The organism is Labrenzia sp. CP4, assembly GCF_001579905.1.
Classification (GTDB): Bacteria; Pseudomonadota; Alphaproteobacteria; order Rhizobiales; family Stappiaceae; genus Roseibium; species Roseibium algicola.
Window position 1 is genome coordinate 3,524,003 of the sequence record NZ_CP011927.1, and the last position, 16,098, is coordinate 3,540,100.

16 protein-coding genes are annotated in these 16,098 nt (G+C 58.3%); 10 read left to right on the plus strand and 6 right to left on the minus strand.

Features of this window, described 5'->3' with window-relative positions; translation table 11 throughout:
* Nucleotides 1-117: 117 nt before the first annotated feature.
* On the minus strand, nucleotides 118-486 hold the full coding sequence (locus ACP90_RS16260) for a DUF971 domain-containing protein (RefSeq protein WP_055656473.1): 369 nt from the start codon (nucleotides 484-486) through the stop codon (nucleotides 118-120).
* Nucleotides 487-561: 75 nt separating this feature from the next.
* Nucleotides 562-1,998, minus strand: coding sequence for a deoxyribodipyrimidine photo-lyase (locus tag ACP90_RS16265; RefSeq protein ID WP_062488939.1), 1,437 nt, complete (start codon nucleotides 1,996-1,998; stop codon nucleotides 562-564).
* Between the two features lie 402 nt (nucleotides 1,999-2,400).
* Here ACP90_RS16265 and moaA point away from each other — a divergent pair, with 402 nt between their 5' ends.
* The gene (gene moaA, locus ACP90_RS16270) at nucleotides 2,401-3,390 is read left to right on the plus strand and encodes a GTP 3',8-cyclase MoaA (protein ID WP_031268810.1); all 990 of its coding nucleotides are present in this window, start codon (nucleotides 2,401-2,403) and stop codon (nucleotides 3,388-3,390) included.
* Between the two features lie 61 nt (nucleotides 3,391-3,451).
* On the opposite strand, the gene ACP90_RS16275 is transcribed toward moaA, so the two are convergent.
* Both ACP90_RS16275 and ACP90_RS16280 read right to left on the minus strand, forming a co-directional pair.
* Nucleotides 3,452-4,690, minus strand: coding sequence for a multidrug effflux MFS transporter (locus ACP90_RS16275; RefSeq protein ID WP_062488940.1), 1,239 nt, complete (start codon nucleotides 4,688-4,690; stop codon nucleotides 3,452-3,454).
* 359 nt (nucleotides 4,691-5,049) lie between these two features.
* Nucleotides 5,050-6,204: an Mrp/NBP35 family ATP-binding protein gene (locus tag ACP90_RS16280; RefSeq protein ID WP_062488941.1), complete on the minus strand. Its 1,155-nt coding sequence runs from the start codon at nucleotides 6,202-6,204 to the stop codon at nucleotides 5,050-5,052.
* A gap of 354 nt (nucleotides 6,205-6,558) precedes the next feature.
* On the opposite strand from ACP90_RS16280, the gene ACP90_RS16285 reads away from it, so the two are divergent.
* The 8 genes from ACP90_RS16285 to glp all read left to right on the plus strand — a co-directional run bounded on the left by ACP90_RS16285 (nucleotide 6,559) and on the right by glp (nucleotide 13,214).
* Nucleotides 6,559-7,239, plus strand: a complete 681-nt coding sequence (locus tag ACP90_RS16285) for an SDR family oxidoreductase (RefSeq protein ID WP_062488942.1) — start codon at nucleotides 6,559-6,561, stop codon at nucleotides 7,237-7,239.
* A 26-nt stretch (nucleotides 7,240-7,265) separates the two neighbouring features.
* Nucleotides 7,266-7,856, plus strand: a complete 591-nt coding sequence (locus tag ACP90_RS16290; protein ID WP_208993594.1) for a GNAT family protein — start codon at nucleotides 7,266-7,268, stop codon at nucleotides 7,854-7,856.
* A 204-nt stretch (nucleotides 7,857-8,060) separates the two neighbouring features.
* The gene (locus ACP90_RS16295; RefSeq protein WP_055653875.1) at nucleotides 8,061-8,519 is read left to right on the plus strand and encodes a BLUF domain-containing protein; all 459 of its coding nucleotides are present in this window, start codon (nucleotides 8,061-8,063) and stop codon (nucleotides 8,517-8,519) included.
* Between the two features lie 137 nt (nucleotides 8,520-8,656).
* On the plus strand, nucleotides 8,657-9,826 hold the full coding sequence (locus ACP90_RS16300; protein WP_062488944.1) for a benzoate/H(+) symporter BenE family transporter: 1,170 nt from the start codon (nucleotides 8,657-8,659) through the stop codon (nucleotides 9,824-9,826).
* 67 nt (nucleotides 9,827-9,893) lie between these two features.
* Nucleotides 9,894-10,772, plus strand: coding sequence for a formate dehydrogenase accessory sulfurtransferase FdhD (fdhD, locus tag ACP90_RS16305; protein WP_062488945.1), 879 nt, complete (start codon nucleotides 9,894-9,896; stop codon nucleotides 10,770-10,772).
* A complete protein-coding gene (gene mobA, locus ACP90_RS16310; protein ID WP_062488946.1) occupies nucleotides 10,769-11,422 on the plus strand; it encodes a molybdenum cofactor guanylyltransferase MobA in 654 nt (217 codons plus the stop codon). Before fdhD ends, mobA begins: the two co-directional genes overlap by 4 nt.
* Complete coding sequence (gene mobB, locus ACP90_RS16315) at nucleotides 11,419-11,940, plus strand: molybdopterin-guanine dinucleotide biosynthesis protein B (protein WP_062488947.1); 522 nt, start codon at nucleotides 11,419-11,421, stop codon at nucleotides 11,938-11,940. The genes mobA and mobB overlap by 4 nt, the downstream gene beginning before the upstream one ends.
* A complete protein-coding gene (glp, locus tag ACP90_RS16320; protein ID WP_062488948.1) occupies nucleotides 11,937-13,214 on the plus strand; it encodes a gephyrin-like molybdotransferase Glp in 1,278 nt (425 codons plus the stop codon). Before mobB ends, glp begins: the two co-directional genes overlap by 4 nt.
* 36 nt (nucleotides 13,215-13,250) lie before the next feature.
* On the opposite strand, the gene ACP90_RS16325 is transcribed toward glp, so the two are convergent.
* Nucleotides 13,251-14,246 carry an MBL fold metallo-hydrolase gene (locus tag ACP90_RS16325; protein WP_062488949.1) on the minus strand — a complete coding sequence of 332 codons (996 nt, stop codon included), beginning with the start codon at nucleotides 14,244-14,246 and terminating at the stop codon, nucleotides 13,251-13,253.
* A gap of 177 nt (nucleotides 14,247-14,423) precedes the next feature.
* On the opposite strand from ACP90_RS16325, the gene ACP90_RS16330 reads away from it, so the two are divergent.
* Nucleotides 14,424-15,407, plus strand: coding sequence for a LysR family transcriptional regulator (locus ACP90_RS16330; RefSeq protein ID WP_208993346.1), 984 nt, complete (start codon nucleotides 14,424-14,426; stop codon nucleotides 15,405-15,407).
* Between the two features lie 37 nt (nucleotides 15,408-15,444).
* Here ACP90_RS16330 and ACP90_RS16335 read toward each other — a convergent pair whose 3' ends face one another.
* Nucleotides 15,445-16,086: a glutathione S-transferase family protein gene (locus ACP90_RS16335; protein ID WP_062488950.1), complete on the minus strand. Its 642-nt coding sequence runs from the start codon at nucleotides 16,084-16,086 to the stop codon at nucleotides 15,445-15,447.
* Nucleotides 16,087-16,098 lie beyond the last annotated feature (12 nt).

The following is a 16,098-nucleotide window of genomic DNA, read 5'->3' on the forward strand; positions in this document are numbered from 1 at the left end:
AGTATGAAACGACCCTGCAGTTCGGCTGCTGCTCCTGATGGAGGGGGATGGCTTGGGTCGAGCCACGCCCTTTATAGCTGATTCCAGCTGGCTTCAGCCAGCCCGGCCTGCTCTCAATCAACGATCCCGTGTCAGGCCCTTGTCCGCCAGTTCCTGCAGGTAGACACCCCAGTGTGCTTCCGGATCTCTGCCTAGCTCGAGGAAATACGTCCAGGTAAAAATCCCGGAATTATGCATGTCGTCAAAATGGATACGGACAGCATAGTTGCCGACAGGTTCGATCTTCATGATCTCGACGTTGCGTTTGCCGGGCACGGTCTGCTTCTGGGATGGATTGTGGCCCTTCACTTCCGCCGAAGGTGAACACACCCGGAGATATTCAGCAGACAATTCGTGCCGCTCACCCGTGTTGAAAGCAACAGTCAGGCTCTTCTTGTCTTTGGATACGCGTAGTTCCGTTGGCCAGGGAGCAGTCGGGTCGGTCATCTCCGGGTCCTTTGATTCCACCCGGCACATGTCGCCGGGACTTGCGCGCGGACGATACCGGTAGCACCGGCACCGTCAAGCGGCGTCTTGTCCCGCCTGCTTCACCGATTCATAGCCGTCGAGCGCTGCCTTGCGTGCCTTGGCATGGTCGACCAGCGGTTTCGGATAGGTCTCGCCAAGCGTGATACCGGCTTTTTTCAGGGTTTCGGCCGGGGCATCAAATGGCGCAAAGAGATAGTGCGTGTCCAGATCGCGCAGCTCTGGAACCCATTTGCGGATGTACACACCTTCCGGATCAAATTTTTCTCCCTGGGTAATCGGGTTGAAGACCCGAAAATAGGGAGCAGCATCAGCACCTGATCCTGCAACCCACTGCCAGCTTGCCGAATTGTTGGCAAGGTCCGCATCCACCAGCGTGTCCCGAAACCAGGCCTCGCCATGGTGCCAATGAATACGCAGATGCTTGATCAGGAAACTCGCCACGATCATGCGCACCCGGTTGTGCATGTATCCGGTTTGCCAGAGTTCGCGCATGCCGGCGTCGACAATCGGATATCCCGTTTGCCCTTTCTGCCACTTCTCCAACGCGTCCCCCGGCTCCTGCCAGGGATAGGCATCAAAGGTTGAACGCCAGTTATCCGACGGCAATTTCGGGAAATGGTAGAGCAAGTGGTAAGCAAATTCCCGCCAGGCAATCTCGGACAGGAATTTCATACCGTCACCGGCAACCGACGATTTCCGGTCCATTACCTTCTGCGTTGCATGCCAGATCTGTCGGGGGGAGATTTCGCCAAAGTGGAGATGCGGTGACAAGCGCGACACATTCGGAAGATCAGGGCGATTGCGCAATGTGCCATAGCCCTTCAAGCCTTCCTCGAAGAAGCCTTCCAGCCGCTCCACAGCGCCGGCTTCACCGGGCTGCCAGCAATCCTCCCATCCCTTTGCCCAGTTAGGCTTCGTGGGCAAGAGATCAAAGCTCTCAAGCGTTTCACCGCCATCGTAGTCCGCAAATTCCAGCTTCTCCGGTGCTGGCAAGGCGTCATCGATGGTCTTTTGCTGAGCTGCCTTCCAGAACGGCGAATACACCTTGAAGGGGCCGCCGGATTTTGTCTCCAGTTCCCAGGGTTCGAACAAGAGGGACGCCTTGAAGCTTTTGACCTCAAACCCGTCTTCTTTCAGCACCTTCTTGAGATCGGTATCCCGCTCGATCGCATGTGGTTCGTAGCATCGATTCCAGAAGACGGCCTCGGCCTCGACTTCCTTTGCAAGCTGTGGGATCAGGTGTCGCGCGCTCCCCCGCAGGAAGATCAGACCCGGCAGATCCGCCTTCAAGGACGCCAGGCTGTGATGCAGCCACCAGAGGCTTGCCCCGCCAAGCGGGTGCGTTTCACCGGCCTGCTCTGCTGGTTCAAGGATGAAGACCGGAAGGACACGTCCCTTGCGGGCCGCCTCGAACAGGGCCGGATTGTCCTTGATGCGCAAATCCTGTCGAAACCAAACAAGTGTTGTCATGCTGCTCCTGCCGCTTGCTACAGCTCAGATACGCCGCAAAACACAATCGGATCAACGGCGTGCCGGATTTATTGGCTCCAATACCGGGCGAGCGGCAAGTAAAGTGGAGCTCCTAGGATTGTGACCGGACCAAGCACTCGTCAGTGGGCGCTTCGATGCATGTTCCTGGTCGCGCAGGCGAGCGAATTCCGGCATCTTTCCAATTGATTTGACAAGAGTACACTCACAAGTTTACCTGATGCCGTAAACCGGACATTTGCAGTCCGGTTTCAATTGATCTTGCCCGCATCGACGCCATATGATCTGGATAAGATAAAAATCGAGGGAGAGCGAAACGTGACAGACGGCAAGATTGTGGTCCCGGCACAAGCGGCAATCGGAACAGCGGAATCACATGGTCCGATGATCGACCCGTTCGGCCGCGCCGTCACCTACCTTCGCGTCTCCGTGACCGATCGTTGCGATTTCCGTTGCGTGTATTGCATGGCGGAAGACATGACCTTCCTGCCCAAACGCGAAGTGCTCAGCCTTGAAGAGCTCGACCGTCTGTGCACTGCCTTCATCGAAAAAGGCGTCCGTAAACTGCGCCTGACCGGCGGTGAGCCGCTGGTCCGCAAGAATATCATGAGCCTTATCCGCAGCCTTGGCCGGCATCTGGACAGTGGCGCTCTGGAAGAGTTGACCCTGACCACCAACGGCTCGCAGCTCGCCCGCTACGCGCAGGAACTTTACGATTGCGGCGTGCGCCGGATCAACGTGTCGATCGATACGCTCGATCCGCAGAAATTCAAGGCAGTCACCCGCTGGGGCGACCTTGGCAAGGTCATGGACGGGATCCGCGCTGCGACTGCCGCAGGCCTCCAGATCAAGATCAACATGGTTGCTCTCAAGGACGTCAACGAGCATGAGATCGTGACGATGCTTGAGTGGTGCCATGAGCACGGTCACGACCTGACCTTGATCGAGACCATGCCTCTTGGCGAGATCGACGGCGACCGCACGGACCAGTATCTGCCGCTCTCGACCGTGCGTGCGCGCCTGGGCGAGCAGTTCACATTGACGGACATCCCCTACAAGACCGGCGGACCCGCCCGGTATGTGACCATCGAGGAAACCGGTGGTCGTCTCGGCTTCATCACGCCGATGACGCATAACTTCTGTGAAAGCTGCAACCGGGTGCGGGTCACCTGCACCGGCCAGCTATACATGTGCCTTGGTCAGGAAGACATGTCGGATCTTCGGGCGCCTCTGCGCGCTTCGGAAGGCAACGACCTTCTGAACGATGCAATCGACGAGGCCATCGGGCGGAAGCCAAAAGGGCATGATTTCGTGATTGACCGGAACCGCAACCAGCCTGCAGTTTCCCGGCACATGAGCGTCACCGGCGGTTAAACCGCCAAAACTTCAGTTACCCAGGCAACAGCAAGTTCAGCGACCTTGAAAACCGGCAAAACTATTCTGCCGGAACGAGGTCGGCGCGCGTGGTGTAGAACCTGATGCAGACGGTCGCGATCAGGCTGCACCCGATGCCCAGTCCCATCATCAGGATCATGCCCCAGGGCGAGGAGGCCAGCAGGCCATCGGCATAAAGCGAGGCGACAATGGATCCGGCCAGCGCGCCCATGGCGACCTGAAGTGACGCCGTCAGGCCGGAAGCAGCTCCCGTCAACTCCGGCCGTACGCTGACAGCACCGGACAATGCACTTGGCAGGCAGACACCATTGCCGAGACCAAGAAGGAACATCGGCAGGAAGAGGCTGGGTGCGCTCAACGCTCCGAAATAGGCAAACCCGGAGATTATCGTCACGCAGACAACGCCGATGAGAGTGCCGGACAGTATCATCCGAAACAGGCCAACTCGTTCGGCAAACCGGCCGGAGATGAAGTTTCCAGCGATATAACCGAGCGCCACAAACATGAAGTAGAACCCCATTTCCTGCGCACTCAGGGACAGGAGATCGGCGGCAATAAAGGGAGCCCCTCCCAGATAGGCGAAGTAGGCAAGCGCGTTGGACGCCGCTGTCAGACTGTAGCTCCAGTAGAGCGGCTCACGGCAGAGGGTCGCGTAGGATTTCAGGATCTGCCGCCCACCGGCCGCTTTTCGGTTCAGGTGCGTTTCAGGCAGAAGCGCAATGCTTGCCCACAGAACCGCCACTCCGAACATCAGCAGCAGCACAAACCCGCCCTGCCAGCCATAGTATTGATCCAGAATTCCGCCGATTGCTGGTGCCACTGTCGGCATCACCGCCATGCCCATGGTGACATAGCCGATCATGCTTGCCGCCTGCTTGGGGCTGTAGAGATCACGCAGGATCGCACGTCCAAGGACCATTCCCGTACAGCCACCGGCTGCCTGAAGAACCCGGGCCGCGATCAAGGCTTCGATTGTTTGCGCAAACAGACAGAACACGCTGCCGATTACGAACAAAGCCATGCCGAGAATGATTACCGGCCGGCGGCCGAACTGATCCGACAAGGGCCCCCAGAACAACTGGGAAACCGCAACCGCGATGAAATAAGCGGACATCGACAGCTGAATCTCGCCCGCGGTTGCGGAAAAGACCACCATCATTCCTGCCAGGGACGGCAGGTATATCTGCATGGCAAGCGGGCTGACCGATGAAATCGCTACAAGCACCGCCAGGGATGGTTTGGCATCGGTGCTGGAAGTCTGAGTTCGGCTGGTGAGCATGCCCGGGAAGGAACCTTTTGGTTTTCACCCTCGCGGGCGATATATTCATGTTCGAATATATATTGGCCGCGTGATCCGGGCGTGAAAACCTGAATTGTTACAGGCCCACCATCGAAAGACGGCGAAAACAGCTAATGTTTCCCCTCATTGGCTTTGAAATTGTTTCAACTTTTCAAGCTTGACCGGAGCCTTCGCAACGGGTGGAAATTGCTGCATTTCACGGATAAATCCACGATCAACACCGCCAGTCCTGCACCCAGGTAAACCCGGACGAAAAAAGGCCACAGCTCTCGCCGTGGCCAAAACTTGTCTCGTCGCCTAATCAGGAGTTACTCAGGGATCGTCCCTCCTGCCCTATATCAATCGAAGACGATGTTGGGGGCGGCTCGTGTGGGTTCCGCGCTCTCCCGATCAATGCTGTCGAGTACCTTGGCAGCAATGTCCTTGTAGATGCCTGCGACCGAGCCTTCCGGATCGGACACCACAACCGGTGTTCCGGCATCGGAGGTTTCACGGATCTTCATCGTCAAGGGAACTTCGCCCAGGAACGGAACGTTCAGCCGGTCCGCTTCCGCACGCGCTCCGCCATGGCCGAAGATATCATGGCGACCACCGCAATCGGGGCACAGGAAGTAGCTCATGTTCTCGACAATCCCCAGCACGGGAACATCGACACGCTTGAACATGTTGAGACCCTTGCGGGCATCGATCAGGGCAAGGTCCTGCGGTGTCGACACGATCACGGCTCCGGCCAGCGGCACTTGCTGGGCCATGGTGAGCTGGGCGTCGCCGGTTCCCGGAGGCATGTCGACCACAAGGACGTCAAGTTCGCCCCAGGCCACTTCGCGCAACATCTGGGTAAGCGCGGAAATCACCATCGGTCCACGCCAGATCATTGGCGTTTCCTCTTCCACCATGAAGCCCATGGACATCACCTTGATGCCATAGCCTTCCATTGGCTTGAGCATTCTGCCCGACAAAGCTTCCGGCCTGCCGGAAACATTGAACAGCCGCGGCACCGAGGGCCCGTAGATATCGGCATCCAGGACGCCGACCTTCTTTCCGAGGGAGGCCATCGCCAAGGCAAGGTTCGCCGTGGTGGTGGATTTGCCAACACCGCCCTTGCCGGACGCAACCGCGACAATGTGCTTGATGCCCGGCACGCCCGGTTTTGCAGGCGCCTGCTCTTCCGCAGGTCGTCGAGGCTGTTGGGGGGCTGGTTTTGGAGCTGATTGTGGTGCCGCATTGCGAGCGCCGCCTGCCGCCCGTTCGGCAGTCAGCGCGACCATCACGGTTTCAACGCCATCCACTTCCTTGACCACCTTTTCAGCGGCCTGGCGCAGCGGCTCAAGCTCCTGTGCGCGTTCTGCAGGAACAGTGATGGAAAAAACAACACGGCCATCGGACACAAACACGTCCGAGACAAGGCCCAACGAGACGATATCGCCTTCAAGGTCTGGTCCCTTGATCTGCCTCAGTCGTTCCATGACTGCGCTTTTTATGGTGTCGGTCATCTTTCGGTCCTGTTTCGTACACCGGCCACTGTGTTCAACCGGCTATTTCCGGTGCGAACTCTAGTTCGCCGCTCCATTCAGGCAACCTGCCAAAATGAAGCACGGCGCGTTCCGGTTTCAGACCGCGAGTCATAGAAGGGGTGAAAATCCGAGACAAGCCCTGCGCAGTTGAAAGCCGCAAGCTTCAGAAGCTTTCATAACCATGGAATTGGCCATGGTTGCTGCTGGATCTCGCGATTGTTACCCCTTCTAAAAGGGAGACAATGTTTTCGTTGAACAGCCAGACGGCCCGGTTAATTTGTTACGGCCCTACACAGCGTCCTTCCCAAGACATTCCAACTTCAGGAATTTGACATGCCAACCTGCCTCATCACCGCAGCCAATCGCGGGATCGGTTATGAACTTGCCCGTGCCGCACTGGACAGTGGCTGGACCGTTTACGGCTCCGTCCGCACGCAGCAGTCGGCTGACGAGACAGCGGAACGGCTCGGCAAAGATTTTCATCCGCTGTTTTTCGATGTGAGAGACCATGCCGCCGTTCGCGCGGTCGCCGGCGACCTCGACACCCCGCTGAACCTTTTGATCAACAACGCGGGCATCATCACTCCGGAACGTCAAAGCGCACTCGATATGGATTTCGAGGGTTTTGCCGAAACCCTGGCCGTCAACACCCTTGCACCTTTGGCGGTCTCACAAGCTTTCCTGCCTCATTTGCGCCGGTCGGGATCCGGTCGGATCCTTACCATCTCCAGCCAGATGGCCTGGATGGGATACCGGAAGTCGGACACCCTCGCCTACCGAGCCTCCAAGGCGGCAGTGAACAAGGTCATGCAGGGGCTGGCGACCGATCTGGAATCCGAAGGCATTCCGGTCGCACTGATAGATCCGGGCTGGGTGCGTACAGACATGGGCGGCCAGTTGGCAGACAATGACCCGGTGGATGTGGCGCGGGGCGTTCTGAAGATTGCCGGTTCCCTGTCTGTTACCGATACCGGAAAGTTCTTCAAATGGAGCGGTGAAGAGCGCCCGTTCTGACCTGCCAATTCGACTGGAGACACATGATGGCCTGGCCTCTCCCCGTAACCCTGAAGGGCAGTACCGGCACACTTGCGCCCTTGAGCCTATCCCACGCCGCCGATCTGGCCGAAGCTGCCGCCGACGGCGAACTGTGGAAGCTTTGGTACACCAGCGTCCCGAAACCGGATGCCGTTCGGGCGGAAATTGAAAGACGGCTGTCGCTTCAGGAAGCCGGCTTAATGCTTCCGTTCGCCGTGTTGACGCCAACCGGCAAGGCCGTCGGCATGACCACCTATATGAACATCGATGCGGCCAACAAGCGCGTCGAAATCGGTTCGACCTGGTATCGCAAGGCCGTGCAGCGCACTCGCCTCAATACGGAATGCAAACGCATGCTGCTGGCACATGCGTTTGAGGAACTGGACTGCATCGCGGTCGAATTCCGGACGCACTTCATGAATCGCCAAAGCCGCGCCGCGATCGAAAGGCTAGGTGCCAAACTGGATGGTGTTCTGCGATCCCACCAGCGCTCGCCCAACGGAGCGCTCAGAGATACGGCGGTTTATTCGATTCTTCCTCACGAGTGGCCTGCCGTAAGAGCCAGTCTGGATTTCAAGCTCGAAGCCGGTGCCTGACCTCCTTATCCACACAAAGATGTGCGCACGTTGTTTTGCACAGTTTTCTTGTTCTGTTCACCGGTCCGCAAAGCACACTTTTGCGGAGGACTTGGCGACGCTTCGGTAACACGAAAAGCTCTTCTTCGTATTTGATTCAAATTTTAAGCAAATGTGAGGAATTGAAGCGCAGGCTGGTTTCATCGGCAAAAGGATGGATACGCCATGGAACTTTACCGCGCCTGCTACCGAAGCAAGATCAACTGGGGCAACATGCGTTTGCCCCTGCCCGACGAAATCGACAAGACGTTGTTGCGTATTCGGCGGATCAACAGAAAGGCCGGCGTAACCGGTGCGCTTCTGCTGGTCGATCAGCACATCATCCAGGTTCTGGAAGGCCTGACCGGCCCGGTGCTTGATACCGTCTATTGCGTGATGAACGATCCGCGTCTTGAAGCCATCGAGGGCATCATTCACGAACCGGCGGATTTCCGGCTGTTCCCGAATTCGCTGATGTTCTTCCGGGATCTGACCGATGGACTGGCCGCTTCCAAGCACGACGTGCTGCGCCCTCTGCTTGACCACCCTGCCGACGTAACGCGGGAAGAAGCCTACCGGGCGTTCGGACATTTCGCGCAGGAACTTCAGGAAGGCCGCCTGACCAACGACATGTTGATGATCTGAGCCGCTCCGGGTTTTCTGCCGAGGAGCCCCAGCTCATCACATGTTTCGCAAAATTATCCGGTCCGTGGCCGCAAGGTCCTAGTCCAATTGCCAGGCATGCCGATATTGTGCGCCCTTGTTAACTGGGGGATTGCATCATGTCGGGCAGGTTCGCCGGCCTTCAGCCGGTATCAGCCGGCTTTCTTGCCGCCATTGTCGGCTTTGCGAGTTCATTCGCTATCGTCATTCAAGGGCTGACAGCAGCCGGCGCTTCCCCAGCCGAAGCAACCAGCGGCCTGATGGCACTGTCCATTTCCATGGGCCTTTGCGCGATCGTTGCCTCCCTCGCCACGAAGATCCCCGTCAGCATCGCGTGGTCGACACCCGGTGCCGCGCTCCTTGCGACAGCCGGCCCGCTCGAAGGAGGCTTTTCGGCAGCCGTTGGCGCTTTTCTGGTTTGTGGCGCGCTTGTCGTACTCGCGGGCCTGATCAAGCCTTTCGGGCGGGCGGTCGCATCCATTCCGGCACCACTTGCCAACGCGATGCTGGCAGGTGTCCTGTTCGGACTGTGCCTTGCGCCGGTGAGAGCTGTCGCAGAACTACCTTACAGCGCACTAGCCATCATTGCCTTCTGGGCGATTGCCCTGCGCTTTTTCAGGCTCTTCGCGGTTCCCCTTGCCATGGTCATGACATTCGCGATCGGCCTTTCGAGCAGCGGCCCGATCGACCTGAGCAACGTCCAGCTGATCACCGAACCAGCCTGGATCGCACCCTCGTTTTCTCTGGAAGCATTGATCAGTATCGCGCTGCCGCTCTTCATCGTGACGATGGCGTCCCAGAACATCCCGGGTGTTGCCGTGCTGTCCGCCTATGGCTACCGCCCCAAAAGCGGACCGCTTTTCACTCTGTCCGGCGTCTTCAGTATGCTGTCCGCCCCATTCGGCGGACATGCGGTCAACCTTGCCGCCATCACGGCTGCAATGTGCGCGGGTGAAGATGCGCACAAGGATCCGGCAAAGCGTTACTGGGCGGCAGTGACCGCAGGTGCGGTCTACGTCCTGTTCGGCCTATTCGCAGGGTTGGTGATGGCCTTTGTTGCGGCCACGCCGACTATCCTGATCGAAGCCGTTGCGGGATTGGCCCTGCTGGGTGCTTTTGCCTTTTCCATCAGCGAGGCCACAAAAGCTCCCGCTGACAGGGACAGCGCCATCATTACCTTCATGGTGACGGCTTCCGGGGTTAGTTTCCTGGGTGTTTCGGGTGCATTCTGGGGACTGCTGGCCGGCGGTGCCTTCATGGCACTTTCGCGAACCAAAACGGCAAAGTAACACCTTGCCCCGCGGCAATCGCGTCCCATAGTGTTGAGACAATCGAAGCAAATGGAGTCGTTTGCCTGTGTCAGGCTCATATGTGCTGCAACCCGACCCGGAAGATTTGCGTCTTTCGACGTCCGTAACCGGTATCGATCAGGACGGACAGCCGGTCGAAACGCGTGTCGTGACGGAAAAACCCCTGACCCTCTACCTGAATTCTCAGGAAGTGGTCACCATGATGACCATTGGCGATCATCCGGACCTTCTCGCCGTCGGTTATCTGAAAAACCAGAACATGCTGGCCGAGGACGATGTCATCACCGGCATCGACCATGACGACGATCTGGATGTTGTGGTGGTTCGCACCGAGCGTGAGACCAATTTCGAGGAAAAGCTGAAGAAGAAGGTGCGCACCTCCGGCTGCGCCCAGGGCACTGTCTTCGGCGATGTCATGGACGGCTTCGATACCGTTCAACTCGCTGAGGACGCCCGTCTCAACACTTCCTGGCTCTATGCGCTGACCAAAACCATCAACACAACGCCTTCCCTCTATCTCGAGGCGGGGGCGATCCATGGCTGTGTTCTGTGCCAGAAAGACCGTGCTCTGGTCTACATGGAAGATGTCGGCCGCCACAATGCGGTCGACAAGATCGCAGGCTGGATGGTCCTGAACAACATCCCCGCGCACGACAAGATCTTCTATACCACTGGCAGACTGACCTCCGAAATGGTCATCAAGACCGTGATGATGGGCATTCCGATCCTCGTGTCACGCTCGGGGTTTACCGCGTGGGGCGTCGAACTCGCACGCAAGGCCGGCCTTACGCTGATCGGCCGCGCACGCGGCAAGCGGTTCGTTGCTTTGTCCGGTCAGGACAGGATCGTGTTCGACATGTCCGCGAGCGACGTGGAAGACGAGCCGGATACGGCCCGCCGAAAAGGGAGCGTCCCGGCAGAATGACCAGACACAAGAAAACCCTTGAGAGCAGCAAGGTGCTTGGTTGCGTACTTGCCGGCGGCCAATCCCGCAGAATGGGCGGCGGCGACAAAAGCCTGATGGATCTTGGCGGCAAGACGATGCTTGATATGATCCTCGCCCGTCTGAAACCACAGCTGCACGATATAGTCCTGAACGCCAATGGTAACCCAGACCGGTTTGCGCGCTTTCAGCTGCCTGTTGCCGCTGATCCGGTAGGTGATTTCGCAGGACCGCTGGCAGGTGTCCTGGCCGGCATGACTTATGCTCACAACGAGCGACCGGATATCAGCCATGTGATTTCGGTCGCCGGTGATACACCATTTTTCCCTACCAGCCTTGTCAGCCGGTTCTGTGCTGCAGTCCCCGGTGACAGACCGGTCATTGCCCTCGCCTCTTCTGCGGACAAGCTCCACCCTGTCTTCGGCCTGTGGCCTGTCAGCCTGAAAGCGGATCTCGAGGACTGGCTGCAATCCGGCAAGACAGGCAAGGTGCTGGCCTTTGTCGACTGTTACGACAGTGTCGAAGTCGCCTTCGATGCGGATCCTGACAGCGGGTTGGACCCCTTTTTCAATGCCAACAAACCTGATGACCTTTCGACTGTCAGAGACGCGCTGAGCTTACATTCCAGATGACCACCACCCCTGTATTCGGCATCACCGGCTGGAAGAATTCCGGCAAGACACAACTCGTGGCCAGCCTCGTGGCCGAGTTCACCGCGCGGGGCCTGAAGGTTTCGACCGTAAAGCATGCTCATCACGGCTTCGATATCGACAAGCCGGGAACGGACAGTTTCCGGCACCGCGAAGCAGGTGCAGTGGAAGTTGCACTGGTGTCCGGATGCCGTTGGGCCTTGATGCATGAACTGAAAGAGGAAGACGAGCCGCCGTTGGAAGACGTTCTGGAGCGGCTTGCCCCCTGCGACCTGATCCTCATCGAAGGCTACAAGAGCGAACCCCATCCGAAGATCGAGGCACGCAGAACCGAGGCAAGCGAACGCGGGCCCCTTGCCGTTTCCGATCCGAATATTCTGGCCATCGCAACCGATCACGATTTGCCGGACGAGGTATTGCCGGTGTTTCATCTGGATGACATCGCCGCCATGGCGAATTTCATCGAGACTCATCTCGGGCTGAAAAGGCCGACAACATGACCGGTAAACAGCTTCTGGATGACTGCTTCCTGCACGACAAGGACCGCTTGCGCCACCACGAGGCGCTGGAGATCCTGAAACAGCGGCTGCATTGCATTGCCGAGACCGAAACCGTGCCCCTGCAGGATGCCGCCGAACGCATCCTTGCAAGTACGGTGACCGCTCCCCGCAATGTACCACTCGCCGACAATTCGGCCGTTGACGGTTACGCCTTCCGCAACGCCGATTTCGAGGAAGCCGGAGGGTTCTTCCGTCTGGAACAGAGGATAGCTGCAGGGCACGCGAGCAACGCCGATCTTGGCCCATGGGCTGCAGCCCGGATCTTTACTGGAGCGGTGATGCCACCCGGTGCGGATACGGTCGCCATGCAGGAAGATTGTGAAACGCACCAGCAGGATGGGCAGGACTTCGTGATCGTGCCGCAAGGCCTGAAAACGGGTGCCAACCGCCGTAAGGCGGGGGAAGACGTGGCGGAGGGAACGACGCTGCTGAGCCCCGGTCAGCGGTTGCGCCCGCAAGATATCGCGGCAATCGCGTCCACCGGTCAGGCAGACGTTTCCGTTTACCGGAAACTGAAGGTGGCCCTAGTGTCGACAGGCGACGAGCTGCGCCGGCCCGGCGACCTTATCACGCTCGGAGACGTTTACGATTCCAACCACTTTCTGCTGCGCAGCCTGTGCGCAACGCTTCCTGTCGAGATCGACGATCTGGGCATTCTGAAAGATGACGCTGACGCCCTTGAAGAGGTGCTTTCGACGGCAGCAGCCAGCCATGACGTGATCCTGACCACCGGCGGAGCAAGCCGCGGCGAGGAAGATCACATGCTCAAGGTTCTGGACAAGATCGGAAAACGCCACATGTGGCAGCTTGCTATCAAGCCTGGCCGCCCGATGATGTTCGGAAATATCGGCTCCTGCGTTGTCCTCGGACTGCCGGGAAACCCGGTTGCCGCGATGGTCTGTTTTCTGCTTTACGCACGGCCGGTCTTCAGCGTTCTTGGCGGCGGCGCCTTTCTGGAACCGCAGGCCTTTCAGGTTCCGGCAGCCTTCGAAGTTCCCAAGAAAAAGCCGGACCGCCGAGAGTTCTACCGTGCCTATCTGAAGCCTCGTCCAGACGGATCACTTGCAGCGCATAAATTCCAGCGCGACGGCTCCGGCCTGATCACGGGCCTGCGCGAGGCCGACGGTCTTATCGAAATACCCGAAGACGTGACCTCGATCCGCAAGGGTGAGCTGGTGTCCTACCTGCCCTTCTCCGGCTTCGGACTACGCTGACCCGGCAGCGTTGCCAGGCCAGCGAGAGGTTCTTCGTTAGTAGGCGTAGGGCCAGTTAGCCGGGACGAAGCGATAACCCTCGCCGTCCTTTGCAACACGGCCCATACCGGGAAACGGAATATGCGCGCCTGCAAAGAACAACTTGTCGGCGGCGGCCTGGTCCAGGAATGTCTTGCGTGTCGACACTGCCTGCCCTGGATCAATGTCGAACCCGATACCCCAGTCCGGCCGGTTGAACTGATAGACGGCCATATGGACGATATCGCCCGCAATTACGAGGGTTTCGCCGTTGCTGTCGAACAGATAGCCGGTATGCCCCGGCGTGTGACCCGGAAGAGCCATCGGCCGGATGCCGGACAGGATTTCCTTGTCGCCGGAAATCAGGGTCTGGCTGTCCTTGTAGGCATCGGCAGCCTTGCGTGCACCGAGGAAGAAGGGTTTGAACTGCTCGGGAGCGCCGTTCATTGCCGCATCATCGTACCAGAAGGCCTTGTCCACCTCCGGGAGGATCAGTTCCGCATTCTTGAACACCTTGTTGCCGTCACCATCGATCACGCCGAAGAGGTGGTCCGGATGCATATGGGTAATCAATAGCGCGTCCACCTGATCGGGCGATACACCTGCGGCTGCCAAGGCATCCGGCAGACGCCCCATGGTCGGGCCCAGAGCATCCGCAGTGCCGGCATCGACAAGGATCAGCCGGTCACCGGTGTTGACGAGGTAGGCATTGACGGGAATACGCAACGCCTCACCTTCAACCATGGCAGCATCCCTCAGGCGCTGCCCTTCTGATGCGTCGTAGCCGATCACCAGTTCCGGCGTGACATCGAGATACCCGTCGAGCAATGCGGTGATTTCAAGATCGCCGACCTTGTAGCGGAGTGCGCCTGCCATCGGCTTTCCGGCCTGATCGACAGCGGCCTCTGCGGGTGCGGAAAGAAAGGTGACACCACCGGCAGCGGCGAGCGCCCCTGCCCCGGCAGCCGCACCGAGCAGCGAACGTCTGGAAACGGAAATCTGTGAAGTGGTCATAATTGGCCTCCCGGCTCGACCTGATGGAAAACTTTGACGCTCGAACCGTTGGATCGGTCCGGCAGTCCTAAAAGTGTTTCATTGGCTTTGTTTTTAAAGCGGCCAATATCTTATATTACTCATAACCCGTGCTTATGTATGAGGTCGCTCCTCACTCGCTCTCCAACTGGGGCCGCCATGGACAAGCTTTCCTCCCTTTCCGGCTTTGTGCAGGCTGTCAATCTCGGCAGTTTCTCAGCAGCTGCAAAGATTCTCGGCATCTCGCAACCTGCCGTCAGCCAGCAGGTTCGGGCGCTTGAAGACGATCTGGGCATCAGACTGCTGAACCGGACCACGCGTCAACTCAGCCTGACGGAAGCCGGGGAACGCTATTATGCCTATGCAAGGGATATTCTGGAGCGCCTCGATGAGGCCGACCGCTCGGTTCAGAGTGAAGAGGCCCAGATGTCCGGGCCGCTATCGGTGGGGCTGCCTCTTGGCTTTGCGGAAACCATCCTTTCGGACTTCCTGATCCGCTTCAAGAAGGATCACCCCGGCATCTTGCTGGATGTGTCGTTGTCCGACCAGTTTGTCGATGTCATCCAGCAACGGCTCGATGTGGCAATCCGCATGGGTGAGATCGAGGACGACCGGCTGATTGTTCGAAGGCTGGGGCTTGCTCAGCGCTGCCTGGTGGCATCACCAGACTATCTGGATAAACGTGGACGCCCTGTCCATCCCGACGAGCTGCCCGATCACGATTACTTGCTTTACAAGAACATTGCGACCGGGAACCGGGTTCCGTTCATCAGTCCGATCGGTGAAAAGCTGTCTATCAAGATCACGCCGACAATGCTGGTCAACAACTCTTCGACCCTGCGCCGTGCGGCACTCGCCGGTCTCGGAATTGCGCTCTCCAATCGCTGGCTTATCGAACCGTACCTGCGAACGGGAGACCTGGAAGTGGTGCTGCCACAATGGCAATACCCGCCGCACCCGGTCCATGCGGTCTATCCTTCCAATCGCTTCATTCCGCTGAAAGTGCGCCGGTTCGTCGACAGCCTTTATAGCTTTTTCGAAGACGAAGGTGCGTTCCAGTACGCCGGCAAGCCTGCTTCAGGCAGTAGTGATTTTCAGCAACGTGAGGACATTGCGTTGGCCAGCGACGCGGTTACGGCCTGATAGCCGCCCGGCGGCTGGCGCCGGGCTGGCAGGAACCTCACTCGGTATCGACGATCCAGGTTTCCTTGAGTGCAGCCTCTTGCCAGACTTTCCAGGCCTCGGTTGCCTTCATGGCTTCGCTGTATTTGCTCACCACAGGGTCGTTTGATAGCTGGTAGGTCTCGAAACGGCTGACGACGGGTGCATACATGGCGTCGGCAATCGTGAAATCGCCAAACAGGAAAGGACCTCCTGATGATTCCAGGCATTCTTTCCAGACGGTCACGATGCGGTTGACCTCAACCTTCACCGCTTCGCTGACGGCTTTTGCCGCTACAGGGCGCTGCATGTTCATGGAACATTCGCTGCGAAGAGCGGTAAAACCGGAATGCATCTCCGCCGAGATTGACCGTGCCCAGGCGCGTTTGGCCTTGTCCTTTGGCCACAGGCCTTTATCCGGAAAACAGTCGGCGACATATTCCAGGATCGCCAGGCTGTCCCACACCGTCAGGGTACCATCCTTGAGAACCGGTACTTTTCTGCTTGGTGAAAATGCCGCGAATTCCGGATTTCCATTCTCGAAATCGAAAGGAACCAGAGTCTCCCGGAAGGGAATATCCTTGTGCCTGAGAGCGATCCACGGCCTGAAAGACCAGGAGGAGTAGTTCTTGTTTCCGATGAAAAGTTCGTAGTCCGACATTGCTGGGCCCTT